The organism is Pseudomonas sp. NBRC 111133 (genome assembly GCF_001320605.1).
Taxonomy (GTDB): Bacteria; Pseudomonadota; Gammaproteobacteria; order Pseudomonadales; family Pseudomonadaceae; genus Aquipseudomonas; species Aquipseudomonas monteilii.
This window is the reverse complement of record NZ_BCBJ01000086.1, coordinates 34,902-60,171: the sequence shown is the minus strand read 5'-3', so window position 1 is coordinate 60,171 and position 25,270 is coordinate 34,902. Positions and strand designations below refer to the sequence as shown.

The following is a 25,270-nucleotide window of genomic DNA, read 5'->3' as shown; positions in this document are numbered from 1 at the left end:
TATATCATGCGATTCGCTCTGTACATGGCAATGCTGGGCACCCTGAGCAGCGGGCAGGTGTTGGCCGAAGGTTGCGACGTGGTCACCCGCTCATCCAGCAAGGCGGTCAAACCGGTGCAGCAACACACCTGTTACAGCTACGGCAACATGCCCGCTGAGGCGATTGCCTGGTCGTGCAGCAACGAAAGCAAGGAGATGTTGAACAGCCAGAAGCGTCGAGTGGAGCGTTGCCCCAACGGCAGCGTTGGCAGCTGTATCGCGCCACTGACGCAAGAGACACTGGCCAACCCCGATGCCGCTGGGCGTGATGAGCCTGCCACCCGCCCTGCACTACCCAAGGATGCGCGGATCATCACTTACTACTACGACACCCCTGGCCTGGGCCAGGCACGTAGCGATTGCGACCGCAATAACGGTGTCTGGCAGACCCATTGAGGGCGTAACTCAAACCAGATGCGTGACGGGTGAGTTTCCGCATGATCTGAACGTCGTCCTGTCGCTCTCCCGTCTCACATCTGTCAGCCACTGGGCGTTATGGCGAAATCGGATCGCTCGCCGGGAATGTTTCCTCCAGCGCATTATCGACATTGGACTCTTTCGACTCCGCCAACTCACCACACTTGCAGTCGCTCATACGACAGGGCTCGCCGTTACGATGGCCCGTCGCGCAGGCTTCGCAGCAATAGACTTTACCATCCTGAACCACAGCATTGGCCTCCACGGTGCAAGAACAATGGGTGCAGGAACAGCGTTGCTCGTTCATCTCGGCTCTCTCCCTTCGTCATCGGGTACCACGTCATCGGTCCACGGCTCGCCGTCCAGCGGCGCGGAGCGGGCCAGTTCGGCCTCGTCCAGGCCGAAACCACCACCGATCTCGTGGGCCTCCACCTGGCGCAAAGTCTTGTCCGCCGGGCCGCCGCTGCCAGGCTCATCCGGATCGCGGGCACCGGTCTCATCGAGCAGCGTATCGGGGCTCAGGTCATCGAGGGTGACATTGTCCTCGTGCAGGCTGTCACTCAGCGCCTCGCCGCCGGTCATCCCGCTTTCGGCGACACGCCGGGGCGGATAGTCCTCGGCGACCTCCCGCGCCGGACGCTCGTCGCCAATTCGTCCCTGGCGTTCATCGCGGCGTTCGCTGAAATCCAGCTCGTGGACGCTGCCCATGCGGTCCTCGGTGTCATCGATCTCAATGGGCGCTCTTCGTTCATCGGGTGTGGACATGAACGTTCTCCGTTAGTGGGCTTCACTCGGTCGACTCTCGCCGACGGCAAATGATTCAGAGTTTCTGTCAGCCCCGGACCCTCGCTTTTTTTGAACTCCTCGCTGCGCCGCCACCTCCCAATCCTGAGACCCGCAAACCCTTCCGGAGCCCGTCATGGCCAAGCCCCTGCAGGAGTACCAGCGCAAGCGCGACTTCAATGCCACGCCCGAGCCGGCTGGTAAACGCGCCCATCCCCGCTCGGCCCATGCGCTGCAGTACTGCATCCAGAAGCACAATGCCAGCCACCTGCATTACGATTTTCGCCTGGAGCTCGACGGCACCCTCAAGAGCTGGGCCATCCCCAAGGGCCCCTCACTGGATCCCAAGGTCCGGCGCCTGGCAGTGCACGTGGAGGATCATCCGCTGGACTACGCCAACTTCGAAGGAAGCATTCCTGAAGGCCACTACGGCGCCGGCGATGTCATTGTCTGGGACCGGGGTGTGTGGGAGCCCGAAGGCGACCCGCGCGAAGCCTACGCAAAGGGCAAGCTGCGCTTTCGCCTGCTGGGCGAGAAACTGTCAGGGGTCTGGAATCTGTTCCGCACTCACCTGGCAGGCAAGAAAGAGCAGTGGATGCTGGTCAAGTCCCATGACGGGCAGGCGCGCAGTGAAACGGACTACAGCATTGTCGAGGCCCTGCCGGACAGCGTGCTGAGCGAGCGCACCCTGCCCCCGCGCAGCCCGGCTAAGGCGACCACTGCCAGGCACAAGCGAGCCAGCCGCAAAGCCTTGCCGGATACGCTCCAGCCGCAACTGGCCACGTTGGTCGATTCCCCGCCAAGCGGCGATTGGCGCTACGAAGTCAAGTTCGACGGCTACCGCATCCTGGCGCGTATCGACGGTGACGACATACGCCTGTTTACCCGTAATGGCCACGATTGGAGTGCGAAGATGCCCCGGCAGGTCGAGGCGCTCAAGGCCCTGGGCCTCGACTCGGCATGGCTGGACGGCGAGATGGTAGTGGTCGACGACAACGGCGTGGCCGACTTCCAGGCCTTGCAGAACGCCTTCGACACCGAGCATGACGAGCGCATCACCTACTACCTGTTCGACCTGCCCTGGCTGGGCGGTGAGGACCTGCGAGCACTGGCGCTGCAACAGCGCCGTGCAACCCTCGCCCGGTTGCTGGAAGGCCATGCATCGCAGGTACTCAGGTATTCCGCCGATTTTGAGGCGCCCGTCGAGTCACTGCTCGACAGCGCCTGCCGACTGGAACTCGAAGGCTTGATCGGTAAACGTGCCGACAGCCCTTACGTTGGCCGGCGCAGTAGCGAATGGGTCAAGCTCAAGTGCAAGCAGCGCCAGGAATTCGTGATCGTCGGCTACACCGACCCCAAAGGCAGCCGCAACGGCTTCGGCGCCCTGCTGCTGGCCCTGCACGACCACGGCAGCGGCCAACTGCGTTACGCCGGCAAGGTCGGCACGGGTTTCAGCGCGGCCACCCTGGATAGCATTCACGCCCGCCTCAAGCCGTTGCAAACCGACCGATCGCCCCTGCCGAAACCACCTACCGGTGCCGAAGCGCGCGGCGTGCATTGGCTCAAGCCACAGCTGCTGGCAGAGGTCGCCTATGCCCAGATGACCCGCGAAGGCATCGTGCGTCATTCGGTGTTCCACGGCCTGCGTGACGATAAACCTGCCACCGCCATCGACCTGGAGCGAGCAATGCCCACCAAGCGCGCAGCACAGACAGAACCCGAGAACCTGGGCACTCTGCGCCTGACCCACCCCGACCGCGTGGTCGACGCAACCACCGGTACCACCAAGCGTGAGGTCGCCCAGTACTACGCTCAGGTCGCCGACTGGCTGCTGCCACAGCTCAAGGACCGGCCTGTAGCCCTTGTGCGGGCACCGGACGGTCTGGACGGCGAACTGTTCTTCCAGAAAAACGCCGGCCAGCTGCATATCCCCAAGGTGCTCAGCTACAACAAGGCCCAGGCCGGCCAAGCGGCGATGGTGCTCAACCGCGCCGACAGCCTGCTGGGCGCGGTGCAGATGAACACGCTTGAACTGCACACCTGGAATGCCACTACCAAGGATTTCGATAAACCCGACCGCTTTGTCCTCGACCTAGACCCTGACCCGGCGCTGCCCTGGAAAGCCATGCTCGAGGCCACCCAGCTGACCCTTACCCTGCTCGACGAACTGGGCCTGAAGGTGTTTCTCAAGACCAGCGGCGGCAAGGGCATGCACCTCGTCGTACCCCTGACCCGACGCGCCGGCTGGGACGAGGTGAAAGACTTCAGCCGTGCGTTGGTCAACCACATGGCCGGGCTGTTCCCTGACCGTCTCAGCGCCGTGTCCGGGCCGAAGAACCGGGTCAGGCGGATCTTTATCGACTATCTGCGTAACGGCAAGGGTGCCACCACCGTCGCCGCCTACTCGCTGCGGGCCCGCGAGGGCCTGCCGGTGTCGGTGCCGATCTGGCGGGAGGAACTGAGCCAGCTCAAGGGTGCCAACCAGTGGAACATCGGCAACCTTCACACGCGGCTTGCACAGGTCGAAGACCCGTGGGCCGAAATGGGCAAGACACGCCAGTCGATCACGTTGCGTATGCGCAAGCAGTTGGGTATTGCATAATGGAACTGACCCACTTCGATTCGTTGTTACACCGTTTTGCTCACCGTTTGCAGGCCATCGAGCGCGACGCTTCGCTAATAGAACTGATGCAGGCCTTGCACGGCGAACGGCTCGACGTACTCCCGTTGCCCGGCCAGGGCTGCACGCTCGAACGCTGGCGCGTCCTGGCGCGGGTCGCCGGTTGCGATCTAAGCCTGGCCAAACTCTATGAAGGCCATACCGACGCCTTGGCGATCCTCGCCGAATGCGGTGCCGCCCAGCATGCCTGCAACGGCATTTGGGGCGTGTGGGCCGCCGAGCCGCCGGATGCCCGGGCCTACATCGTCGAGCGGAACGGTGAACGCGTACGCCTGCAAGGCCGCAAGGCTTGGTGTTCGGGCGCGTTGCAGATCGACCGTGCCCTGCTGACTGCCTGGGAGGACGACCAGCCTCAGTTGGTGGCTATCGAACTGCCTCATCCCAGCCAGCGCATCCAGGCCGAGCATTGGCAGGCCGTAGGCATGGCCGCCACCCGCAGCGTTGTGATCGAATTCGACGACTCGCCAGGGCTGGCCATCGGTTCGCCCGGCCAGTACCTGTCCCGGCCTGGCTTCTGGCAAGGCGGCGCGGGTATCGCCGCTTGCTGGTATGGCGCCGCCGAGGCCCTGGCCGGCTACCTTCACGAACAGTGCCGCAAACCCCGCCGCGACCCGCATGCCGATGCGCATCTGGGCGCAATCGATGCAGCCTTGTACGGTGCCCGTGCCGCCCTTCGCGAATGCGCCACCTGGATCGACCTCCACCCGCAGGACGACGCCAGCTTCGAGGTGCGGCGCACCCGCGCCCAGGTCGAGCAGGCGGTCGAGCAGGTCACTCAGCATGCTGGCCGGGCGCTCGGTGCCACGCCGTTCTGTTGCAGCAGCCATTTCGCCCGGCTCAGTGCCGACCTGCCGGTATACATACGCCAGAGCCATGCCGAACGCGACCTGGCCGAGTTGGGCCGGCAACTGACCGGCCTGCCGGCGGGAGCATGGCAACTATGAGCCAGAACTTGATACAGGCTGCGCAAGGCACCCCCTGGAGTGCCTGGCAGCATTCTGCTCAGTTGGCCCGCGCCAGCTGGACGCTGCCTGCGCAGTTATGCCCACCCGGAAGGCGCCTGGTGCTGCTGGCTCCGCACCCGGACGACGAAATCCTCATGGCCGGCGGGCTGCTGGCCAGCTTCCAGGGACGAGAACAGGACGTGCTGCTGGTTTCTGCCACCAATGGCGAGGGCAGCCACCCGCATTCCTCGCAATGGCCCGAGCGCCGCCTGCGCCATCAGCGTCCACTGGAAAGCCGCCATGCCCTGCAACTGCTTGGGCTGGACCTCAACCGCCTCGACTGGCGACGACTCAACCTCAAGGATGGCGCGCTGCCCCACGATGAAGCCTTTTTGGTCAACCACCTGAACCAGTTGCTCAAACCTGACGACCTGCTGCTGACCACGTGGCGCGGCGACGGCCATTGCGACCACGAAGCAGCAGGTCGCGCCTGTGCCCAGGCGGCACAAGCCAGGCGCGTACAACTGGCTGAGGCCCCGGTCTGGGCCTGGCACTGGGCAAGCCCCGATGACCCGCGCCTGCCCTGGCCCCGGGCTCACCGCCTGCAGCTGGGCGATGAGCACCTGGCGCTCAAGCGCCAAGCCCTTGCCGCCCATGCCAGCCAGTTGCAGCCCGATGGTGACCGCCCACCGGTTGTGCCAGAACAGCTGCAGGCTTGCCTGTTGCAACCATTCGAGCTGATCTTTCTGTCAACGGAGGCAACATGAGCCTGGACGCACAGTACTTCGCCGACTTGTATGCCGGTAGCGATGACCCCTGGGCCTTTCGGACCCGTTGGTACGAGCGGCGCAAGCGCGAGCTGACCCTGGCCAGCCTGCCGCGCCAATGCTACGAGCGCGTATTCGAGCCGGCCTGCGCCAACGGCGAGCTGAGCGTTCTGCTGGCCGAGCGCTGCGCCAGCCTGTCGTGCCAGGACATCGACGCGACCGCCGTGGCCCTGGCCCGTCAGCGGCTTGCAGGCGTGAGCCACGCCCATGTCGAACAGGGCCACCTGCCCGGCGACTGGCCGGGCGGTCAGTTTGACCTGATCGTGCTCAGTGAGATCGGCTACTACCTGGACCCCACCGACTGGTTGCAGGTGATCGAGCAGTCGGTGGCCAGCCTGGCGTATGACGGTGGTTTGCTGGCCTGCCACTGGCGCCATCCCATCGCCGGTTGCCCGCAGGATGGCCGCGAGGTCCACGCCCTGCTGGCCCGGCATCTGCCGCTGTATCCGCTGCTGCGCCACGAGGAGGCAGACTTCCTGCTCGAGTACTGGTCATGTCAGCCCAGTGTCGTCGACCTCGACGAGATCTGCCCATGATCGCCGTCATCATTCCCGCTCACAATGAAGCCCGTCGGCTTGGGTACTGCCTTACTGCCGTCAAGCAGGCGGTGGCCCAAGCCGAAACGGCGGGCATTGCAGTCGAGGTCCTGGTGGTGCTCGACCGCTGTGTCGACGCCAGCGCGCGCATCGCCCGCCGCCATGGCGTGCATACACTGGAGCTGGAGGCCGGCAACGTCGGCATCGCCCGGCGCCTGGGCGCGACGTGGATGATCGAGCGCGGAGCCCAGTGGCTGGCCTTCACCGACGCCGACAGTCGCGTGCCCAGGCATTGGCTGGTGTCACAGCTGCAATGGCACGCGGACGCGGTGTGCGGCACGGTGCACATCGAACGCTGGCAGCCCTGGCAGAACGCAGCGTTACGCCAGTTGTATCGCAGCCGTTATCAGGCCCGTGAAGGGCATCGGCATATCCATGGCGCCAACCTCGGTGTATGCGCCAAGGCCTACGAGCGCGTGGGCGGCTTCCAGCCATTGCCGGCGCATGAAGATGTGCAACTGGTGCTGGCCCTGGAAGCCAGCGGCGCACAGATCGTCTGGACCGCAGCGCACAGCGTGGCCACCAGCAGCCGGGTGGACAGCCGTGCGCGCGAGGGTTTTGGGGACTATCTCGAGAGGCTGGAGGGACCGCTTGCGTAACTCATGAAGCCTTGGGCGGTCGCTTGGCCGCCGGCTTCTTCGCTTTGGTCTTGCCGCCGAGGCTGCGTTTAAGCAGCTCGGTAAGGTCGATGATGTTGGCGCCCTTCTCAGCCGTCGCGCGCTCGCCTTTGTCCACGGTTTCGATCTTGCCTTTGCTGGCTTTCTCCTCCACCAGGTCGAGGATGGTCTGGCGAAACGCATCATGGTACTCATCGGGCGTCCATTGCCCGCTCATGTCCTCCACCAGGCGCCTGGCCATGTCCAGCTCACGCTTATCGACCTTACTCTCGGTCACGCTCTTGTCCAGTTCCAGGGTATCCAGCCCGCGCACCTCTTCCGGCCAGCGCAGGGTGATCAAGACCAGTGCATCTTCCAGCGGGCGCAGCAGGGCCAGGTGCTGGCGGGTGTGCAGCACCACGGTGGCCAAGGCCACCTTGCCGGTGCTGTGCAAGGTCTCGCGCAGCAAGGCATAGACCTTGCCCCCACGACGGTCGGGGCTCAGGTAGTAAGGGGTATCAAACTGTTGCAGCGGGATGTCGCCGGCATCGACGAACGAGAAGATGTCGATGGTCTGGGTCGCCTCGGGCCTGGCCTTGCGGATTTCTTCCTCGCTGATCACCACGTAGCGGCCCTTTTCGTACTCCACGCCTTTGACGATGTGCTCCTTGTCGATGTCCTTGCCGGTCACCTTGTTCACCCGCTTGTAGCCAACCGGCTCCATGCTGCGCTTGTCCAGCCAGTCGAAGTCCACACGCTCACTGCGCACGGCGGTATTCAGCGAGACGGGGATGTGCACCAAGCCAAAGCTGATCGCGCCTTTCCAGATTGACCGGGCCATGGTCCGCTCCTACACATTGAAAGGTTGACCGGGCTGGCTGTAGCGCAGCGCGCCACAGCGTTCGCAACACTGGCAGTGAAGCCCGGCGACTTCACACACCACCAGGCTGCGCCATTGGCAGCCTCGCAGCAAGCAGACGAGTTTCATCAGCCACCTCCCTGGCCCGAGAAATACGGGCCCTTACTGAGACTGACTACGCGGCGCCGAGAAGGTTTATACGGATTTCCCGGACAGCCATCAGGCCACCTACCGAAAGTCACTCATCACTTGCCCGTACACTGCGCGCATCGCCTGGCGGCTATCCAGGCCCTGCTCACGGGCCAGTGCGTAGGCCTGGCGCTGGCGATCGGCGCTGCTGCCCTCGCGCAGGATGTGCCGGGCCTGATTGAATGAACGCTCAGCATCGGCGGTGTCAGCCGGGCACTGCTGCTGCAACTGCATCAGCCAGCCCTCGGCGCTGACCGGCTGTTGCGCGTGGACACCGATGAAGGTGGCCAGGCGGCCCTGACGCAGGGCGCGCCAGTAGTTCTCCTGGGTGACCCAGCGCATCTCTCGGCTGGCGGGGTCATCGTGGCGGGCCAGCGCCTTCTCGACGAGGTGGCGAAATAGGCCGGCGACAGCCATGGCATCCTCTAGCCGCGGGCAGCCATCGCAGATACGCAGCTCGACCGTCGGAAACCGCCGCGAGGGCCTGATCGCCCACCAGAAGTCGCCGTCCTCGGCCAGGCTGCCGGTACGTTGCAGCAATGCCCGGTAGCGCTGGTACGCACTCCAGTCCGGCAACGGCTCTGGCAGCCCCATGTGCGGCCATTCCCCGCACACTGCGCGGCGGTAGCTCATGTAGCCGGTATCCTCACCGCCCCAGTACGCAGACGAGGTACTCAGCGCCAATAACAAGGGCAGCCAGTAGAGCACCCGATTGATCACCCGCATACGATCGATGCCCACCGGTACGCCAACGTGCACGTGCAGGCCATTCAACAGGCTGCGCCGGGCCACCAGCTGGTAATCGTCGAACAACTGGCGATAGTGCGGGGAGCCACGTGGGCGTTGGCGCAGCCACTGGGCGCTGGGGTGGCTTGCCGCGCCGTACAGCCCGGCGCCCTCATCGGCCAGCGCCTGGGCCAGGCGCTGTCGCCGCTCGCCAAAGAACTCACGCGCCTGGTGCAACGTGTCGAAAACCGGCGAAGCGATCTCTATCTGGCTGTGGAACATTTCTTCGGCGAACCAAGGGCCGAGCGCATCCCGACAACAGCGGGCCACGGCTGCTGACGGAGCCGCCATGACCTGCCCGGTGGCCAGCTTCACCAGCAGGTATTCTTCCTCGATGCCAAACGTGCACTCCCGCGCCACGACGCTATCAGCCGCGACGGGTGACGGTCAGGGCCACGGCGGCAATGCGCTCGACCTGCTCGTAACCGGGGTCAAGCAATTGCTCACCGAATACATCCGGATCCAGCTCGCGATAGAACCAACTGAACGCAGGCCCTGCCAGGCGCAACCGCATGGCTTCGAGCAGCGCGTCGCGCCCCTCGACGATCGCGACACCGGTGTACAGCAGCAACGTGCCCCCGGGCGACAGGCGCTCCCGGGCTTGCTCGACGATGCGCAGCGACAGCTCGGCACCCAGTGCGCCGCCGCCGTGGCGGTAGGCGCGCTGTCCGGCGTCGAGCATGTACGGCGGGTTGGCGACGATCAGGTCGAACGTACCGGCGATGTCATTGAGCAGGTCACTGCGCTCGACCGAAACATTGGCCACACCGGCCAAGGCGGCATTGATGGCGGTGTAGCGCAATGCCATAGGGTTGATGTCCACGGCGCAAACCTGAGCGTTTTGGGCGGCGCGCGCGATCAGCAACGCCCCGACACCGCTGCCACAGCCGATGTCTACGGCATGCTGCACGCGCTCGGGCGTGCTGCTCAAATGATCGTGTATCAGCTGGGCGAAACGGTAGCTGTCGGGGCCAAAGAACACCGCGTCACGGCTGTCCGTTGGCCAGGCAGCATGTACCAGCAACAGGTCGTCCAGGCTGGACCAGCGCACAGTGCTGCGCCACAGCGCACCTTGGGCCTCCAGCACGCCAGCGAGGCGCAGCTGCGCCAGTTCATCGGGGCTGAGCAGTGACGCGGCGAACGGCCTACTCCAGCCGAACACATCACGCAGGGTACGCGCCTGCTGCGCATCGGCCCGTGCATTGACCCTGGTCTGGGTCGCCGGCGTCACACAGGTGAAACGATAGCCGTCGGCACGCAGGCGACGCCCCAACTGCAACAAGGCCTCATCGGCACGGATCTGGTCCTGGTCGAGCAGCATCAGTAGAGCCCTCCTTGCATCAGGCCGGTGGCCTGAATGAACGCGCGGGTGGCGTGCAGGCCCTGCGGGGTAGCATGCCGATTGCCAGCCATCGCTTCGATCAACGCAGCCATGTCTGCAGCCAGCGGCGCAAGGGGTGTTTCATCTGCCAACTGCAAGGCGTGCTCCCACTGCCCTGGCGGCACCCGACGGATCTCTGCGCCTTGCCAGTCTCCGGCGATCCAGTCATGCCAAAGCTGCTTTTCATAAGCATCGAACACACCGAACATGGCCGCTACAGGGCCTTCTATCAGCGACCAGAAGCGGCTTTGGCGGGGATCGGTGTCGCGCTTGATCCAACCCTGAGCCTGTAGCGCCTCCAGAAAATCAGGCATCGCGCCGGGTTCGGCAAGCCACTGGTTGATGGTGCGTCCTTGCAGGCGACAACGGTCAGAATGCATGCACTGGCCATAGATGCGCTTGCGCTCCAGCGCGCCGAGCAACTCGGCCCGCAGGTCGAACGAGGCGATCAACGACGGCGTGTCGATCCCCAGGTTATTAAGACGGTAGCCATGCCTGACACGCTCGTAAAAGGCGGGTTGCTCATCCCGCATCAGCTCGGTGAAGCTCTCTATGGCACGGCGCGCATGGCCGCTGGCGGCATTATCGATGGTCACATGCAACTGGAAGTAATGGGCGTCGATACCCAGCTCGGCCAGCTCGTGGGTGGTGATCAGCAGATGCAAGGGGGGCTGTTCGTAACCCAGGTTGTAACCGATCACTTCTGGAAGAAAACGCTCGAAGTGCTGGCCGAGCGCCAATTGCAACGAGCCCCGCAGGTAGCGAGCGGGGTCAAGCGATGGCTCCTGCAGGCAACCAAGACGACTGAGCAAGCGCTGGTAGATCAATACGTGATTGCAGCGTGGGTCACCGTCTCCGAGTTCTTCGAGGAAGGTGCGGATCAACCCATGGAAGCGCGGGTCCTGCCAATGCCATAGGGCTCCGTGTAGCCATGCGCCGTCGACCGCTTTGGTCGGCGCGACTTGCTGCAAAAACCACAAGGCATGGGCACGATTGGCAAAAAAACGACGGGGGCCGCCCTGACGCCGTTGTTCCAGGTAGGCCGCATGCTCGCTGGCGACACGTCCCGCATGGTTATCGGCCCATTGCGGGAGTAGCCCAGGATCATCTGGCAGGTCGTCGCAAAGCGCACGGGCCAGACGCAGTTGCTCCTCCAGCCAGGCCTCGGTGGTGGGCTCCGGGCCCTCAAGTAGCGCTCGATAGCGATGTTCCAGCCCTAAGTCGGCATTGTGAGGCCTTATACCTGCCTTTGTCGTCGCCACCATGCCCTGTACCTCACTCATTGATTCTGCGGTTTGGTCTCAGCTGGAGGGTTAGTTGCAGGGTCACTGGGTTGCTGCATCTGAAGTGACGGTTTGCTTGGGTCGGCATCCTTCGCTGGATGATCACTGTCGCGGTCGAAGCACCCTCCGAGCAGCGAGAAACTGGCAGTCAACAGCAACAGGGCGATCAGGTTGTTTTTCATGATGGTTACTCGTTTTTGTAAAGACCTAAACCAACGAGTCTCACCCGTCCTCCTGAATTCGTTCTGATTACGACATAGCGGATGAGCGGTGCCCGAGAACGCAGATTGCGCTGCCACGGCGGCCCTGTTTTCAAGAAAAACTAAACCTTCACCCGCACCTGCGGTTCAACCGAGTGCGACATTGAGGTCGCGCCAACAGAACGAAGGAGTGAGACATGAACACACCATTCTTGAAAATCGCCGGCGTTACCCTGTTGATGGGCCTGGCTTCGCTGCAGGTACAGGCAGCGTCTTCGGACGATTTCGTCGATGCGGCCACTGAAGCCGGTATCGCCGAAGTGGTCACCGGCAACCTGGCGCAGGAAAAGAGCCAGAGCGCAGACATCAGGCAATTCGCCCAGCAAATGGTCTCAGACCATACCAAAGCCAACCAGGAACTCGGTGATATCGCCCGCAAGCTGGACATCAGCGTGCCCGACGAAGCCGCGCTGACCGACAAGGTGAAGAAGATGATCCTCGAATGGCGCGAGGAGTCGTTCGACCGGTCATACGTCAATAACCAGGTCGACGCGCACGAAAAGGCCGTGGAACTGTTCAAGAAAGAGGCCGCCTCCTCCGACAAGCCGGAGCTGAAGGCCTTCGCCAACGACAAGCTGCCAACGCTGCAGCACCATCTGGAACAGGCCAAGGCGCTGCAAGCCACCCACGGCAAGTAACCCACACGTCACCGCGCAATCCCAGGGGCCGCCCTGCGGCCCTGCCTTGAGCCATCTGGAGGTGGGCTCCCCATGAATGATCGAATCATCGAACTGTTCACCGACACCACATTCTTCGGCATTTCCATCCTCAACCTGCTGGTAGCGCTGTGCGTTGCCGTGCTGACGTTCGTGATTGCCAGAGCTGTCATCGGCCTGTTGATGCGCCGGGTGCAGCGCTGGTCCGAACATGACGGGGCAATGAGTCAGGTGCTGGCCAAGGTACTGGCCGGCACCAGCAACAGCCTGCTGCTGCTCGCTTCGCTGCTGGTGGGTTTGAGCATGCTGGACCTGCCCGAGCGCTGGCTGGGCCGGGTCAGTAGCTTGTGGTTCGTGGTCGCTGCCCTGCAGATCGGCCTCTGGGTCAATCGCGCCATCGCGCTGGGCCTGACCCGCTACTTCAGCCGGCACAGCGCCGACGGCCTATACCAAGGCAGTGCGCTGGCCACGCTTTCGGCCTGGGGCGCGCGCGTGCTGTTGTGGTCGGTGGTGTTGCTGGCCATGCTGTCCAATCTGGGCGTCAATATCACCGCCTTCGTGGCCAGCCTGGGTGTGGGCGGCATTGCCGTCGCCCTGGCCGTGCAGAACATCCTGGGTGACCTGTTCGCCTCGTTGTCGATTGCCGTCGACAAACCGTTCGAGGTCGGTGACTTCATCGTCATCGGGCCGCTGGCCGGTACGGTGGAGCACGTGGGGCTGAAGACCACGCGGATCCGCAGCCTGGGTGGCGAGCAGATCGTCATGGCCAATGCCAGCATGATCAGCAGCACGATCCAGAACTACAAGCGCTTGCAGGAACGACGCATCGTGTTCGAGTTCGGCTTGTCCTATGACACGCCCACCGAGGCGGTGAAACAGGCGCCCGCCCTCGTCGAAGAGGCGATCACAGCCCAACAGCAGGTGCGTTTTGACCGCGCTCATTTGCGCGGCTTTGGCAAAGAGGCACTGGAGTTCGAATGCGTCTATATCGTGAGAGACCCTGGCTACAACCTCTACATGGATATTCAGCAGGCGATCAATTTCCACCTGCTCGAGCGCTTCAACAGGATCGGTGCCAAGTTTGCCGTACCGGTACGTGCCATCAAGGTGACCGCACTGCCACAATCCCTCGAGCAGCCCCAGGCCCTTTGATCGACAGCGGCACTTTGGCCAGCATGGGCAGTCCTACTTGAATCCCGCTCGTAGATTGATCGGTGCCAGGCCTATAATCGCCGCCACTGCTCACTCCCGGTCCGCACAAGGCTCGTGCCCATGAAATCGTCCAGCAAGCCCACGCTCGCCTCGCCGCAAAACCCTGCGCTAAGCCCCAGCCATCTGGACTTTCCAGTGGTGGGTATCGGTGCATCGGCCGGCGGCCTGGAGGCGGTCCAGGCGTTTTTCAAGCACGCCCCCGAGAACTGCGGCATGGCATTCGTTGTGGTGTTGCACTTGTCGCCGGACCACCAGAGCCAGGCCGACCGCTTGATCCAGCGCGTCACGCGCATGCCGGTGTGCCAGGTAAGCGAGCCGGTACCGATCGAGCGTGACCACGTCTATGTCATTTCGCCGGCCAACCGCCTGTCCACCAATGACGGCTACCTGCGGGTCAGCCCGGCCAGGCGCAGCCGCGGTGACCACGTCGCCATCGACCTGTTCTTCCGCGACCTTGCTGATGTGCACAAGGACCATGCGTTCTGCGTGATCCTTTCGGGCAGCGGCAGCGATGGCGCAGTGGGCCTGTCGCGCATCAAGGAACAAGGTGGCGTGACCCTTGTGCAGTCGCCCGATGACGCCCAGTACCCTGACATGCCCAAGGCCGCCATCGCCACCGGCATGGTCGACCTGATCCTTCCGGTGACCGAGATTCCGGGCAAGCTGGTGGAACTGTGGCGCTCGGCTCAGAAGGTCAAACTGCCGGAAATCGAGGATGACAGCCTCCCGCCGCCGCTAGGCGAACGCTCAGGCGACCCAGCCCAATGCGACCCGCTACTCGACGACATCCTCGCCCGGCTGCATGCCAGCACCGGCCACGACTTCCAGCACTACAAGCGCGCGACCGTCCTGCGCCGGCTTGAACGTCGCCTGCACGTCACCGCGCAGACCGACCTTGCCAGTTACCGCGACTACCTCGAGCGGCATCCTGAAGAGTCTCGCGCCCTGTTGGCGGACATGCTGATCGGGGTCACCAACTTCTTTCGCGACCGGGACGCCTTCGAAGCGTTGCAACAACAGGCGATGCCGGGGCTGGCCAACGACGACAGCGAGGATCCGCAGCGCGAAATACGTATCTGGTCGGCGGGGTGTTCATCCGGCGAGGAAGCCTATAGCCTGGCGATTATGGCAACCGAGCAATTGGCGATGGAGCAGCGCAGTGCCAAAGTGCAGGTGTTCGCCACCGACCTCGACGAGCGCGCGATCAATGTCGGTCGGCTGGGCGTCTATCCCGAAGCCATCGCCACCGATGTTCCCACGGCCAGGCTGCGCCAGTTCTTCATTAAGGAAGATCAGAAATACCGCGTGCGCAAGGACATTCGCGAAAAAGTGCTGTTCGCCCGGCACAACCTGTTGTCCGATCCACCGTTCTCTCAGTTGGACCTGGTGGTATGCCGTAACTTGCTCATCTACCTGGACCGAGAAGTGCAACGGGAAATCCTGCGGCTGTTCCACTTCGCCCTGCGCAAAGGAGGTTACCTGTTCCTGGGCAGTTCGGAATCTGCGGACGTGGCGGCCGACCTGTTCATTCCCGTGGACAAACGCCATCGCATCTTCCGCGCCAGGGAAGTAGAACCGGCGCGCCGTCCGGGGCGGCTTCAGACGCCCGACACGCAAGCCGTACGCGCCAAACCCAAGCTCCTGCGCAAGCTGTCCTATGCTGAAATCCATCACCGGGCGTTGTCCAGGCGCTCACCGCCCAGCCTGATCGTCGATGGCGATGGCAACATCTTGCACATGAGTGATGGCGTCGGCCGCTTCCTGCGCCACGCCGGTGGCGAAGTCAGCCCCAGCCTGCTGAACCTGGTACTCACGCCGCTGCGCCCGGCCCTGCGCAGTACCCTGTTGCAGGCTCAGAACACCGGCCAGCCGGTCAGCTCGGGCGCAGTGATCACCACCGTCGACGATCAGCGCGTCGAAGTCCAGGTACAGGTACAGCCCCACCAGGACGAACCCAGTGGCAGCGAATGCCTGCTGGTGGTTTTTCAGGTTCGCGAAGCTGATCCCCACAACCCGCCTGCTATTCAGCAAACCGAAGGCATGGTGTTGAGCACCCTGGAGCGCGAACTGCAGCGTACCCGTCAGCAGTTGCAGGAAACCATCGCGCAATCGGACATCTCCAGCCAGGAGCTGATGGCCTCCAACGAAGAAATGCAGGCGATCAACGAAGAGTTGCGCCTGGCCAGCGAAGAGCTGGAAACCAGCAAGGAAGAGCTGCAATCCATCAACGAAGAACTGCTGACGGTCAACTACGAGCTCAAGACCAAGGTCGATGAAACCGACAAGATCAACGACTACCTGAGCAACCTGATCGCCTCGACCCAGATCGCCACCGTGTTTGTCGACCGCAACCTGCACATTCGCTGGTTCACCCCTGGGGCCACCGCCATTTTCAGCATATTGCCGGTCGACACCGGCCGCTCGCTGCTCGACATCACCCATCGCCTGGAATATCCAGGCCTGGCTGACGATGCGCGTGCGGTGATCGAGCGCGAATCCACGATCGAGCGTGAAGTGATCGGCCAGGACCAGCATTGGTACCTGGCGCGCCTGCTACCGTACCGGGCCAGCGAGCAGAATGTCGATGGCACCGTGCTGACGTTTATCGACATCACCAAGAGTCGCGCTGCCGAAGAACGCTTGCGTCAAGGTGAGGAGCGCATGCGCCTGGTCGCAGAGAGCACCCATGACTTCGCCATCATCCTGCTTGACGAACAAGGCCTGATCATCGACTGGAATACGGGCGCTGCGCTGATCTTCGGCTACGCCAAGGATGAAGTGCTGGGCCTTCACTATGCGCTGATTTTCACCGAGCAGGACCGCGAAAACGGCGAGCCGGAACGCGAATTGCGCGCTGCCCGCCTGCATGGCCGCGGCCAGGACGAACGCTGGCATGTGCGCAAGGACGGCAGCCGCTTCTATTGCAGCGGTGAAGTTTCACGCCTCAAGGGCAGCAGCCTGCGCGGTTACGTGAAGATCGCCCGTGACCTCACCGGCCACAAGCGCCTGCAAGACGAACAAAGCAAGCGCCTGGCCGAGTCACAAAGCTCCAGCCACATGAAGGACGAGTTCTTCGCGGTGATGTCCCATGAGCTCAAGCACCCGTTGAACCTGATTCAGCTCAATGCCGATATCTTGCGACGTATACCATCGGTCACAAGTACCGGCATGGCGAACAAAGCGGTCAACGTTATTCGCGATGCGGTCACCAGCCAGGCGCGGATCATCGATGATTTGCTCGATGTAGCGCGCATCCGCACGGGCAAACTCAAACTGAAGACCCAGCCGGTCGATTTGTGCGCCGTGCTGCAGGGTATCTGCTCCGTAGCCTGCAATGAGCAGCGCGGCCGAAGTGTTCGGCTGACGCTGCCGGCTGATGGGGAACCGGTCTATGTGGAGGCCGACAGCACACGTGTCGAGCAGATCATCTGGAACCTACTGAACAACGCATTGAAGTTCAGCCCTGCCGATGGCGAAATTCTGTTGAGACTTGCTCGGCAGGATGAGCAGGCGCGACTTGAAGTCATTGATCAGGGTATAGGCCTCGCCAAAAACTCCCTGGAAGATATTTTTGAGCTGTTCAACCAGGCTGCACCCACCGGCCATGGGCGAGAGGGGCTAGGTATTGGCCTTTCCCTGGTTCGTCAATTGGTAGAAGCCCATGGCGGAGCGGTCAGCGTAGAGTCTCCCGGAATAGGCCAGGGTTGTACGTTCATCATCACCCTGCCTTTGTGCGTGTATACCCAGCAACCCCAGGCTCAGGGCGAAGCGCTGCCATCAGAAGGTCGCCTGAAAGGGATTCGCATCCTGCTGGTGGATGACTCGCTCGATGTGCTGGAAGTGATGGAACAATTGCTGTTGATGGAGGACGCCGACGTTGACGCCTACAGCGACCCGATACTGGCGCTGCAATCGGCGGCAGATGCGCGTTACGACGTGATTATTTCCGACATCGGCATGCCTGGCATGGACGGTCATGCACTGATTCGGGCGCTGCGCGGTCTGGAACATCTGCGCTACATCCCGGCCATCGCGTTGACTGGCTTCGGGGCAAGCGCTGACCAATACAAGTCCCGGCAGTCCGGGTTTGACCGCCACTTGAACAAGCCGGTGGGTTACGACGACCTGATCGACGCGATCGAGCGCCTGAATGGCTCAGCATCGGTCTGATTAACGGCAGATGGGCTTTGCGGGGGCGACTCACGCCCCTCAGTGCTTCCTGCCCTCCTACTTCTGTTTTTCTTCGTCCTGCCCTTCAACCTTGTCCATCAGCAAAGGCATCGTGCCCAGCACCAACAGCGCCAGCACCGTGCTGACCAGCGCCGTGGCTTCGCGTCCCATCCCCGCTGCCGTACCGATGGCAGCCGTCATCCATAACCCGGCAGCTGTGGTCAGGCCTTTGACATGACTGGTGTCCTGGCCATTGCCCTTGAGAATGGTGCCCGCACCCAGAAAGCCGATACCGGCAACGATGCCCTGAATCACCCGGCTGAGTGCCTGCGCATCGGCACCTGCCATGCTGGGTGCCAGCACGAACAGCGCCGCACCCAGCGAAACCAGCATGTGCGTGCGCACCCCGGCGGACTTGCCCTTGTGCTCTCGCTCGAAGCCTAGAACAGCGCCCAATACGGCAGCCATCACCAGCCGTACCAGAATTCGCACGATCTCGCGCTCATCGCCAATATCGGCGAATTCGGCCTGGATTGTTTGCCAGATCATGTCCATTGACAGATACCGGCCGGATGAGGTTCTCTGCTGATGCGGCGCTCTTCACAGGCTCTCGTTGGTCCGATCTTGATCGGCATGGCAGCGGCTTCCGAGGACGGTTAAAGCGTATGACTGCGAGCACTGCAAGGTTGCTGCATCAAGTTCCACAAAGCGTCTTAAAGCCTTCAGATACATAGGCGCCTCAGGTGGCTTGACTTGATGTCAAAACCGGCCCGGTGATGTTCATCTCCTTACCAATCGTGCGTATAACTGGCAGTCAACACAGTGCCGGGTGCTGGCAAGTGGCTGGTGTTGTTGTTATTGCGCAGCAATTGACTGTAGAGCGGGTAGTAGTCGCGATTGAACAGGTTCTGGATGCCGACGCTTACCTTGTCGTCAGCGGATATCTGGTACTGGCTCACCAGGTCCACTGTCGTATAGCTACTCACTTGATGCCGACCGAAGCTGTCCACGCCATCGAGCCTATAGTCCTTGCCGTCGAAGAACGTAGCTTGCAAGCGGTTGCTCCACTCCAGTGTCGGCTTGTACTGGACGTAGGCGGTCAGCTTCAGGGGCGGAACGCGATAGCCGGTCATGTCTTGCCAGCCTTTGCCGTCCGGTTTTTCTCGTCCGCGCATCCAGGTCGCACTCCCCCCTGCGCCCCACACCGCATCGTCGGACAGCCAATCTGCACTGGCTTCGGCTCCGTAGATGCGCTCCTTGGTGCGGGTCAGAATCAGGCCATTGTTGAAACTCTGCACATCCCCCAGTTTGGAGGTGGTGTAGAACAGCGCCAAGGTACCGAGGGTGTTGCTGCCCAGCTCTCCTCGCCAGCCAAGCTCATAGTTGTTGGTTTTGACCGGTTCCAGGTTCGATACGCCGATGTCGAAACCACGGCGCGCATTGCGCAATTGAATGCCCACGTCGGGCAATTGGAAGCCCTGGCTGAAGGAGGCGTAGATCTCCTGGCCGAGTACCGGTGAGTAGACGACGCCCAGGTTCGACAGCACCGCATCGTAATGAACTTCGCCCCCCTTCACCGCCACCGGCGAGGCAGCGGTGGATTCGGACAACGGAACGAAGTCATCGAATTCGGCAGTGGAGTATTCGTAGCGCAGGCCGCCGTCGACAGACCAATGCTCATCAAAGCGATGCTGTAGCTGGGCGAACGCACCGGCGCTTCGCGTCCTCAGCGGGGGCATGTAGGTGAGCTTGCCCGTCTTGTCGAAGACCAGGCCGCCACTGGCGTCATAAACCGCAGGGTCGAAGACATCGAGCGGCATGTCGCTGCGCTCCTGGTTATAGTCGCCCCCCCACACCAGCTCGGTACTGCCGCTGTCGCCAAGTGGCGTGCGCAGGGTCAGGCGGCTGCCGAACACTTCGCTGTTCTGCATGATCTGGTCCACGTTGCTGCCGCGGGTAGCAACGGCCCGGGCATCGAACGGCGTGAAACGGGTGAAGTAGTCCCGGTAGTACATCTGGGCAGAGAGCCGGCTGCTGAGAATGTCGAGATTCTCGTACTCCAGGTTCACCAGCGTGTTGCGAATGCGGTTCTGTTCGTCAAGATCCAGGCCCTTGATCGCATTGGCCGGCACAGAGCCTGCGGGGAGTTTCGCGACGCTTGGGTCTGTAGCGTAGTCGGTGTCCTGGCGTGCATCGTAGTGGCTGACTGCAAGCTGGATTCGCTGGTTCTCGTCGATGTGCAGCCCCAGCTTGCCGCCGATGTTGTAGATGTTCGAATCGAACAGGTCACCTTGACTGGGCTCCGGGGCGATCCGGTCACCATGCGCATCGTACGAGGCACCGATGTGGCGGGTGCCGAAGTCGAACGCGTAGTCCACCGCTCCCTGAGAGCCTGCGAAATACTGCTGGAACTGGCCCCCCAGGCCATCGCTGCCCAGGCGGGTAAGTGGCGAGGTGGCGCTCAGGCTGGTTTCGGCACGGTTTTCACCACCTGCAGGTCGTGTAGTGATGGAGATGATGCCTCCCGTGGCGCCGCTGCCGTAGATGGCGCTGCTACCACGGATAACTTCGACCCGGTCGATCAGCGCCGGGTCGATATTGGCCAGGTTGCGCGACGAGTCGCGGTTGGTATTGAGCGGCACCCCGTCGACCATGACCAGCATGCTGCGCCCGCGCAGGGTCTGGCCATACTCGGTGATGGTGCGGCTGGAGTCGGACATGCCCGGAATCGCCTTGGCCAGTACCGTGGCCAGGCTGTCTGAACCCTGGCGCAGCTCCTGCAGTTGTTCATGCTCAAGAACGGTGGATTGCCGCGTTGCGGAAACCAGGCTGCTGCTGGTGCGCGAGGCGGTGATTTCCATCTGCGCCATTTCCACGGGCACGCTCTGGGTCACGGGGCTGGATGCGGGGGCACCCTGCGCGACGATGACGAACGTACGCTCATCCTTGGCCTGCAACTGCAAGCCACTGTCCTTGAGCAGCGTTTTAAGTGCTTGCTCAGGTGTGAACCGTCCTTTCACCGCAGGCGCGTTTCGGCCTGCACCGAGATCGCTGGCAAAGATGACCTGTACCGAAGACTGCTGTGCAAGGGCGTTGATGGCCTCCCCCAGCGGCGCGGCGGGGAGATCCACGTTCACCTTTTCCCGGCCCTGGGCCGACATTGCGATGAGCAGGCTACTGGCGAGCAATGACAGGCGTAGTTGGCGACTGCGGAGGGGAAAATGCACGTCTCGAGTTCCTTTTTCTGGTTGGGCTTTTTTCAATAGCCGCCATGGGAATCGAGAAACCCTACCTGCGCTTGAGCTTTATTTTCTTGCCGATTTACGTTGAATCCGCACGCTGCCATCCTCTGTTTTCAACACGGCGACGGGCAGGATGCTCGGTAGCAGATCCAGCAGTCGGTCGACATTGTGCGCTTCGAAGACCCCTGTCACCTTGAGTGCAGCCAAGCTTGGGTCGCTCAGCTCAATGGATGCCTTGCGATAGTGACGCAGCAACGACACCGCTTCATCCAGCGGCGTCTGCTCGAACACGATGCGATCATCTTTCCAGGCCATCGCCTTCAAGGCGTCGACCTTCGAAACCGGCATCAGTTGCCCGCCGATGGAGTCGACCTGTTGCCCTGGCCTGAGGGTGACAGGCGCGTGTTCTGAAGCTGCAGCGGTGACGTCCACGCGTCCACGGGCCAGGGTCACACGCACCGCATCGTTATCCAGCCGGCGGACATTGAACAGCGTACCGAGCACCTCGACCTTCGCCGGGCCAGCGGACACTACGAAGGGGCGATACACGGCCGAGGAGACATCGAAAAGCGCCTGCCCTGCGCGCAGGTCGACTTCGCGGCTGAGCAGACGCCAGCTGATATCGACATGCGTGCCACTGTCCAGCAGCAGCTTGCTTCCGTCGTTCAGCAGCACAGCACGCCGCTCACCAATGGCGGTAGCGAAACGCTCGCTCTTGTAGGCAGGGTTCAGCCAGGCCAGGCCTGCAAAGGCGATCGCAACCGCCAGCGTGATACCTGCCGACTTTGCTGCCTTCGAGGGCGCAGGCCTGGACGGCGGCATGGGGAACAGCTGCTTGAGCTCTTCACGATGTCGCCCAAGAGCCTCGTCCAGTGGCACCTGTTCGGGTTGCTTCGTCATGGGCGCACCTCATCACGCCCAAGCCGTTGCCGGCACGCCGCCAGCCCCAGGCGCAGGTGCTTTTCCACGGTCTTGATGGAAATACCGAGGCGAGTGGCTACTTCTGCCTGGGGGATTTGGTGAATCTTGTGCATGACGAGAACAGCTTGGCAGCGAGGTGGGAGGTCTGTGATCGCGTCGACGAGCAGTTGAAACTCGCGCTCGCTGTCATACCGGGTCATCGGGGTGGCCGCCGGGCAGGCCACCTCAGGCAGCTCGGAGACCGCCTCTACCCAGGCGCCCCGGCGGCGATCGCTACGATAGCGACTAATAGCGGTATCGTGGGAGATTTTTCGTAGCAAGGCCAATGGGGTTCGAACGTCTTCTTTCTCACCGCGCTCAAGCAACTGCACGCACACGTCATGCACCACATCACGCGCCATGCTTCTGTCGCCGAAGCGTCGGCGAATGTGGTCCACCAGATCGTCATAGTGACGTACCAATGTAGACAGCAGCGTCGGTTTGGCGGGATCGAACGACACGATGCATCCTGGATAAGAGGTAGGCTCCGAAACAAGACACAAGTGTAAATGAGAAATAATTGCGAATAAACCAGCTGCCGCGTTGCGGTATGCTAAATCGCAGGAAGGTGAGCAATGGTCAGCCCGTTGGCAACGGCAAAGGCCAGATCACCAACGGTCTGGTCGCTGTAGCTGCGGTAGTTGTTGGCTTGGCGATGGGCCACGATAAGCCCGAGTTGCTCGTAATAGCGCTATGTATGGCGGCCGACTTCACTCCGGCGCTCCAACTCTCCAACATTCACAGTAAAAACTCCTTGACTGTAGAGTACGCTCTACACCTTAGCCTGCGCCGATCATTCAAACAAGGATTCAGGTATGAGCGTGGAGTGCTTCGTCACAGGCGGCAGTGGGTTTGTGGGTCAACATCTGCTGGCCCATCTTACCGCCACAGGGCATAAGACTTGGGTGCTCATGCGCACCCCTGAAAATATCGGACGCCTCAAAGCGCAAGTCGGGCAACTGGGAGGTAACCCTGCGTATATCCATGCAGTTGGAGGAGATATCAGCAGGGATGGGCTTGGACTCAGCGAAGCAGACAGGCAATGCGTAGCTTCAGCCGCTGTGGTCTTCCACCTCGCGGCGCAGTTTACCTGGGGCCTGACAATGGAACAGGCCCGCGCAGTCAATGTACAAGGGGCGCTGAATGTCGCCGGGCTCGCGGCGAGCCAGCGTATGCGCTTGCTGATGGTGGGCGGTTATATGCTGCAGAACCTTACACATCTTGCAAGTATCGGAGTTGATAACGAGCACCCTGAAAACACCAATTGGCCTGCAGTCTACGGCCGTGTAGGTGGCTACGAAGGGAGCAAGCTGGAGTCCCATTTCGCCGTCATCCGTTACATGCAGGCGGTAGGCGCAGATTACGCGATCGTTCATCCTGCTACGGTGTGTGGTCACAGCGAGAGTGGGCACATCCCTGAAGGACAACCTCTGGTAGATCTCATTCGAAATCTGGCACTGGGCCGGTTCAAGGCTGTCCCGGGTTCCGACAGGCACTGGTTGCCATTGGTCAGCGTCGATTACCTGGTAAAGATGATGACCTGCGTGGCGTTCGACCCGTCAATGGCCAACCGGCAGGTGCTGGCGCTGTATGAGCACACGCCAAACCTGCAGGGTATGCTCGAACAATTGGCACAAACGCTGAATATAAGGGCTCCCCGCCGCCATGTACCTATAGGATTGCTGAAGTGGCTATTGGCGATTCCCGGACTGGCCACCCGATTATCGATCAGCGCCGAGTCACTGAACTTCGTCCAGACGCAGCGCTTCGACATGAGTGACAGCCAGCAACTGGAACTCAAGTATCAGCTGGCACATCCCGACATGGCGCGAGCGTTGGAAAAGACCGTGCGTTACGTCCAGGGTTACTTGCCCAATCGTCATGTTCACACTTCTGCAAACCCTGCCGGGAGATAACAAACGGGTTCTGCCCTGAGTCACCCAGCTGAGCCCTGCGCATCGGCACCTGCCATGCTCGGTGCCAGCACGAACTGAGGGTGTCCCTGGAGTTGACCATGTAAGGATTACTCCTTGCAATTTCTTCCACACGCCCGGAGCTACGGTCCGCAGGAAGTAAATCCGATCCCTAGCCGTGTTCGAGAAGATGTTGGGCAATGGCAATCCTCTCGATGACTACAATCCTTTCGCCCCACCCGCTGTTCACTCGGATGCAAACGAAGGTCGTTCCGCGAACCATGCCACCGCCAGCGCCTTGAACGCCTCGGCCGAAGGCGTCAGCGGATAGCGCTGATCATGCGCTGTACGCAGATCCTTGCCATCGAATACTTGTTGGCGGCCCAGGCATTCGAGTTTCTCAAGGAGCAGCGCGTTGGCGCAGGTACCCAGGTAGTCTGGCGGTTACTGCGCGAACGGGTGCCTGCCTATGCCCAGGACCGCTAGCTGGCTCCGGACATCGCCAGCAGTGCATCGATCCTGAAGAATCCCGGCCTGCTTGACGCTGCCTTTCCTTGGCTGCTATGACGCGTGCTGAACGGCGCCAGGGTGTTCACACTACAGCGCTTGATGCTGCCCCAAAGGATTACTCATGCTCTACATCGTCATGCTCGGCGGTCGCCACCCTCGAGCCCGTATCGAAGTCCACGATGTTGTCTTCGCCCAGGCCGACACCCTGGAACAGCTCCATCCCCAGTTGCGCGAAGCCTGGTTTGGCAGCGCACAAGGCCTGCACATCGACTCCTGGCTGGAAGTCGGCGGGGTCGATGGCTACCGTGTCGAACTGAGCCAAGTAGCCCCCGGCCCCGGCGCCATGCGCTTGTTTTTCCTGAACCTGGGCGGTTATGAACGGCAGGTATTTGGCGAAGCGCACCGGTACCTGCTGGTGGTGGCTGTCGACAAGGCCGAAGCCAAGCGCCTGGGCAAGCAACGTATGGCAGAAGATTGGCTCAAGCCGCATACCGACGCCGTGCTGGATGTCGACGATTGCCTGCCGGTCGACCTGGTGGCAGGACGCTATGTGCATCTGGTCAAGGGTGAGCATGCGGGTATTCGCCAATTCAGCGACTACATCCTGCTCTGAAGCCTATGAGCCCAGGCCAAAACCAGCCCGTTCTTTGACCCGAAAATCCTGCCAAACGTAAACAGTGACTCGGCATTGACCGGCTGGAAGTTGCTGAAGCCTTCGCGGATCAGGCGGCCGAAGTTGCCCCCGGTGATCGACACCAGCGCTTTATACGCTCAGAGGTTTGCCTGGAAGAACGGCGTCAGATGCTGCAAGGCCCTAAGCACGCCCGGGCCGTCGTACAGGTCCATGTGCGCCAGGCCGTCGAGCACCACCAGTTCCTTCTTGCCCTGCGCCTTGGCAAGTATCTGGAAGGCGCTGGAAGAATGATCGTGGTACCTAACCGATTGGTGAACTTCATCGTCTGACCTT

General features: G+C 62.0%; 24 protein-coding genes and 2 pseudogenes. 13 read left to right on the top strand and 13 right to left on the bottom strand.

The annotated features are described in order from the left end of the window. Positions 1-6 precede the first annotated feature (6 nt). Positions 7-435 (top strand): hypothetical protein, encoded by a 429-nt coding sequence (locus APH36_RS20595; protein WP_060500075.1) that lies wholly within the window; start codon positions 7-9, stop codon positions 433-435. A 97-nt stretch (positions 436-532) separates the two neighbouring features. Here the strand turns inward: APH36_RS20595 and APH36_RS31055 are convergent, their stop codons facing one another. Then, entirely contained in the window at positions 533-763 is a 231-nt protein-coding gene (locus tag APH36_RS31055) for a metallothionein (protein WP_082426428.1), read from the bottom strand. Continuing rightward, positions 760-1,221, bottom strand: a complete 462-nt coding sequence (locus tag APH36_RS20590) for a hypothetical protein (protein ID WP_060500074.1) — start codon at positions 1,219-1,221, stop codon at positions 760-762. Before APH36_RS20590 ends, APH36_RS31055 begins: the two co-directional genes overlap by 4 nt. A 154-nt stretch (positions 1,222-1,375) precedes the next feature. On the opposite strand from APH36_RS20590, the gene ligD reads away from it, so the two are divergent. From ligD to APH36_RS20565, 5 genes are read left to right on the top strand one after another with little or no spacing between them, the layout of a single operon-like run. Further along, entirely contained in the window at positions 1,376-3,841 is a 2,466-nt protein-coding gene (gene ligD / locus APH36_RS20585) for a DNA ligase D (protein WP_060500073.1), read from the top strand. Continuing rightward, positions 3,841-4,863 (top strand): hypothetical protein, encoded by a 1,023-nt coding sequence (locus APH36_RS20580; protein WP_060500072.1) that lies wholly within the window; start codon positions 3,841-3,843, stop codon positions 4,861-4,863. Before ligD ends, APH36_RS20580 begins: the two co-directional genes overlap by 1 nt. Beyond that, positions 4,860-5,630 (top strand): PIG-L deacetylase family protein, encoded by a 771-nt coding sequence (locus APH36_RS20575; protein ID WP_060500071.1) that lies wholly within the window; start codon positions 4,860-4,862, stop codon positions 5,628-5,630. The genes APH36_RS20580 and APH36_RS20575 overlap by 4 nt, the downstream gene beginning before the upstream one ends. Beyond that, positions 5,627-6,226 carry a bifunctional 2-polyprenyl-6-hydroxyphenol methylase/3-demethylubiquinol 3-O-methyltransferase UbiG gene (locus APH36_RS20570; RefSeq protein ID WP_060500070.1) on the top strand — a complete coding sequence of 200 codons (600 nt, stop codon included), beginning with the start codon at positions 5,627-5,629 and terminating at the stop codon, positions 6,224-6,226. Before APH36_RS20575 ends, APH36_RS20570 begins: the two co-directional genes overlap by 4 nt. Continuing rightward, positions 6,223-6,885 carry a glycosyltransferase family 2 protein gene (locus APH36_RS20565; protein ID WP_060500069.1) on the top strand — a complete coding sequence of 221 codons (663 nt, stop codon included), beginning with the start codon at positions 6,223-6,225 and terminating at the stop codon, positions 6,883-6,885. The genes APH36_RS20570 and APH36_RS20565 overlap by 4 nt, the downstream gene beginning before the upstream one ends. Position 6,886: 1 nt before the next feature. Here the strand turns inward: APH36_RS20565 and APH36_RS20560 are convergent, their stop codons facing one another. The 6 genes from APH36_RS20560 to APH36_RS20540 all read right to left on the bottom strand — a co-directional run bounded on the left by APH36_RS20560 (position 6,887) and on the right by APH36_RS20540 (position 11,562). Further along, the gene (locus APH36_RS20560; RefSeq protein ID WP_060500068.1) at positions 6,887-7,723 is read right to left on the bottom strand and encodes a Ku protein; all 837 of its coding nucleotides are present in this window, start codon (positions 7,721-7,723) and stop codon (positions 6,887-6,889) included. A 9-nt stretch (positions 7,724-7,732) separates the two neighbouring features. Next, on the bottom strand, positions 7,733-7,870 hold the full coding sequence (locus tag APH36_RS32130; RefSeq protein ID WP_177337118.1) for a PSPA7_2676 family Cys-rich small protein: 138 nt from the start codon (positions 7,868-7,870) through the stop codon (positions 7,733-7,735). Between the two features lie 99 nt (positions 7,871-7,969). Continuing rightward, positions 7,970-9,076 (bottom strand): carboxylate-amine ligase, encoded by a 1,107-nt coding sequence (locus tag APH36_RS20555; protein ID WP_060500067.1) that lies wholly within the window; start codon positions 9,074-9,076, stop codon positions 7,970-7,972. Positions 9,077-9,083: 7 nt separating this feature from the next. Then, the gene (locus tag APH36_RS20550; protein WP_060500066.1) at positions 9,084-10,037 is read right to left on the bottom strand and encodes a class I SAM-dependent methyltransferase; all 954 of its coding nucleotides are present in this window, start codon (positions 10,035-10,037) and stop codon (positions 9,084-9,086) included. Continuing rightward, positions 10,037-11,362, bottom strand: a complete 1,326-nt coding sequence (locus tag APH36_RS20545; RefSeq protein ID WP_060500065.1) for an iron-containing redox enzyme family protein — start codon at positions 11,360-11,362, stop codon at positions 10,037-10,039. Before APH36_RS20545 ends, APH36_RS20550 begins: the two co-directional genes overlap by 1 nt. Positions 11,363-11,376: 14 nt before the next feature. Beyond that, positions 11,377-11,562 carry a hypothetical protein gene (locus tag APH36_RS20540; RefSeq protein ID WP_060500064.1) on the bottom strand — a complete coding sequence of 62 codons (186 nt, stop codon included), beginning with the start codon at positions 11,560-11,562 and terminating at the stop codon, positions 11,377-11,379. Between the two features lie 215 nt (positions 11,563-11,777). Here APH36_RS20540 and APH36_RS20535 point away from each other — a divergent pair, with 215 nt between their 5' ends. The 3 genes from APH36_RS20535 (at position 11,778) to APH36_RS20525 (ending at position 17,678) form a co-directional block, all read left to right on the top strand. Next, complete coding sequence (locus APH36_RS20535; RefSeq protein WP_060500063.1) at positions 11,778-12,278, top strand: DUF4142 domain-containing protein; 501 nt, start codon at positions 11,778-11,780, stop codon at positions 12,276-12,278. A 72-nt stretch (positions 12,279-12,350) separates the two neighbouring features. After that, the gene (locus APH36_RS20530; protein ID WP_060500062.1) at positions 12,351-13,448 is read left to right on the top strand and encodes a mechanosensitive ion channel family protein; all 1,098 of its coding nucleotides are present in this window, start codon (positions 12,351-12,353) and stop codon (positions 13,446-13,448) included. A 120-nt stretch (positions 13,449-13,568) separates the two neighbouring features. Further along, positions 13,569-17,678 carry a CheR family methyltransferase gene (locus APH36_RS20525; protein WP_060500061.1) on the top strand — a complete coding sequence of 1,370 codons (4,110 nt, stop codon included), beginning with the start codon at positions 13,569-13,571 and terminating at the stop codon, positions 17,676-17,678. 57 nt (positions 17,679-17,735) lie between these two features. Here the strand turns inward: APH36_RS20525 and APH36_RS20520 are convergent, their stop codons facing one another. The 5 genes and pseudogenes from APH36_RS20520 to APH36_RS20500 form a co-directional block, all read right to left on the bottom strand. Continuing rightward, positions 17,736-18,233: an MgtC/SapB family protein gene (locus APH36_RS20520; RefSeq protein ID WP_060500060.1), complete on the bottom strand. Its 498-nt coding sequence runs from the start codon at positions 18,231-18,233 to the stop codon at positions 17,736-17,738. A gap of 233 nt (positions 18,234-18,466) precedes the next feature. Then, a complete protein-coding gene (locus tag APH36_RS20515) occupies positions 18,467-20,905 on the bottom strand; it encodes a TonB-dependent receptor (protein ID WP_060500059.1) in 2,439 nt (812 codons plus the stop codon). 78 nt (positions 20,906-20,983) lie between these two features. After that, on the bottom strand, positions 20,984-21,820 hold the full coding sequence (locus tag APH36_RS20510) for a FecR family protein (RefSeq protein ID WP_060500058.1): 837 nt from the start codon (positions 21,818-21,820) through the stop codon (positions 20,984-20,986). Then, positions 21,817-22,341 (bottom strand): RNA polymerase sigma factor, encoded by a 525-nt coding sequence (locus tag APH36_RS20505; protein ID WP_060500057.1) that lies wholly within the window; start codon positions 22,339-22,341, stop codon positions 21,817-21,819. Before APH36_RS20505 ends, APH36_RS20510 begins: the two co-directional genes overlap by 4 nt. Positions 22,342-22,445: 104 nt before the next feature. Then, positions 22,446-22,622 (bottom strand): annotated as a pseudogene (locus APH36_RS20500) (MerR family transcriptional regulator); the annotation flags it as partial. Between the two features lie 73 nt (positions 22,623-22,695). Here APH36_RS20500 and APH36_RS20495 point away from each other — a divergent pair. The 4 genes and pseudogenes from APH36_RS20495 to APH36_RS31745 all read left to right on the top strand — a co-directional run bounded on the left by APH36_RS20495 (position 22,696) and on the right by APH36_RS31745 (position 25,266). Beyond that, the gene (locus APH36_RS20495; RefSeq protein WP_060500056.1) at positions 22,696-23,796 is read left to right on the top strand and encodes an SDR family oxidoreductase; all 1,101 of its coding nucleotides are present in this window, start codon (positions 22,696-22,698) and stop codon (positions 23,794-23,796) included. A 339-nt stretch (positions 23,797-24,135) separates the two neighbouring features. Beyond that, positions 24,136-24,360 (top strand): annotated as a pseudogene (locus tag APH36_RS33255) (histidine ammonia-lyase); the annotation flags it as partial. Between the two features lie 64 nt (positions 24,361-24,424). Continuing rightward, complete coding sequence (locus APH36_RS20490) at positions 24,425-24,916, top strand: DUF1543 domain-containing protein (RefSeq protein ID WP_060500055.1); 492 nt, start codon at positions 24,425-24,427, stop codon at positions 24,914-24,916. A gap of 188 nt (positions 24,917-25,104) precedes the next feature. After that, a complete protein-coding gene (locus tag APH36_RS31745) occupies positions 25,105-25,266 on the top strand; it encodes a hypothetical protein (RefSeq protein ID WP_156342171.1) in 162 nt (53 codons plus the stop codon). Positions 25,267-25,270 lie beyond the last annotated feature (4 nt).

Bases quoted from the DNA above. Each gene is read 5' to 3' on its own strand.
- APH36_RS20540 (WP_060500064.1), bottom strand. From the start codon at position 11,562: ATGAAAAACAACCTGATCGCCCTGTTGCTGTTGACTGCCAGTTTCTCG.
- APH36_RS20510 (WP_060500058.1), bottom strand. From the start codon at position 21,820: ATGACGAAGCAACCCGAACAGGTGCCACTGGACGAGGCTCTTGGGCGA.
- APH36_RS20580 (WP_060500072.1), top strand. From the start codon at position 3,841: ATGGAACTGACCCACTTCGATTCGTTGTTACACCGTTTTGCTCACCGT.
- APH36_RS32130 (WP_177337118.1), bottom strand. From the start codon at position 7,870: ATGAAACTCGTCTGCTTGCTGCGAGGCTGCCAATGGCGCAGCCTGGTG.
- APH36_RS31745 (WP_156342171.1), top strand. From the start codon at position 25,105: ATGCTGCAAGGCCCTAAGCACGCCCGGGCCGTCGTACAGGTCCATGTG.
- APH36_RS20545 (WP_060500065.1), bottom strand. From the start codon at position 11,362: ATGGTGGCGACGACAAAGGCAGGTATAAGGCCTCACAATGCCGACTTA.
- APH36_RS20565 (WP_060500069.1), top strand. From the start codon at position 6,223: ATGATCGCCGTCATCATTCCCGCTCACAATGAAGCCCGTCGGCTTGGG.
- APH36_RS20490 (WP_060500055.1), top strand. From the start codon at position 24,425: ATGCTCTACATCGTCATGCTCGGCGGTCGCCACCCTCGAGCCCGTATC.
- APH36_RS20520 (WP_060500060.1), bottom strand. From the start codon at position 18,233: ATGGACATGATCTGGCAAACAATCCAGGCCGAATTCGCCGATATTGGC.
- ligD (WP_060500073.1), top strand. From the start codon at position 1,376: ATGGCCAAGCCCCTGCAGGAGTACCAGCGCAAGCGCGACTTCAATGCC.
- APH36_RS20575 (WP_060500071.1), top strand. From the start codon at position 4,860: ATGAGCCAGAACTTGATACAGGCTGCGCAAGGCACCCCCTGGAGTGCC.
- APH36_RS20560 (WP_060500068.1), bottom strand. From the start codon at position 7,723: ATGGCCCGGTCAATCTGGAAAGGCGCGATCAGCTTTGGCTTGGTGCAC.
- APH36_RS20495 (WP_060500056.1), top strand. From the start codon at position 22,696: ATGAGCGTGGAGTGCTTCGTCACAGGCGGCAGTGGGTTTGTGGGTCAA.
- APH36_RS20570 (WP_060500070.1), top strand. From the start codon at position 5,627: ATGAGCCTGGACGCACAGTACTTCGCCGACTTGTATGCCGGTAGCGAT.
- APH36_RS20595 (WP_060500075.1), top strand. From the start codon at position 7: ATGCGATTCGCTCTGTACATGGCAATGCTGGGCACCCTGAGCAGCGGG.
- APH36_RS20535 (WP_060500063.1), top strand. From the start codon at position 11,778: ATGAACACACCATTCTTGAAAATCGCCGGCGTTACCCTGTTGATGGGC.
- APH36_RS31055 (WP_082426428.1), bottom strand. From the start codon at position 763: ATGAACGAGCAACGCTGTTCCTGCACCCATTGTTCTTGCACCGTGGAG.
- APH36_RS20530 (WP_060500062.1), top strand. From the start codon at position 12,351: ATGAATGATCGAATCATCGAACTGTTCACCGACACCACATTCTTCGGC.
- APH36_RS20590 (WP_060500074.1), bottom strand. From the start codon at position 1,221: ATGTCCACACCCGATGAACGAAGAGCGCCCATTGAGATCGATGACACC.
- APH36_RS20550 (WP_060500066.1), bottom strand. From the start codon at position 10,037: ATGCTGCTCGACCAGGACCAGATCCGTGCCGATGAGGCCTTGTTGCAG.
- APH36_RS20525 (WP_060500061.1), top strand. From the start codon at position 13,569: ATGAAATCGTCCAGCAAGCCCACGCTCGCCTCGCCGCAAAACCCTGCG.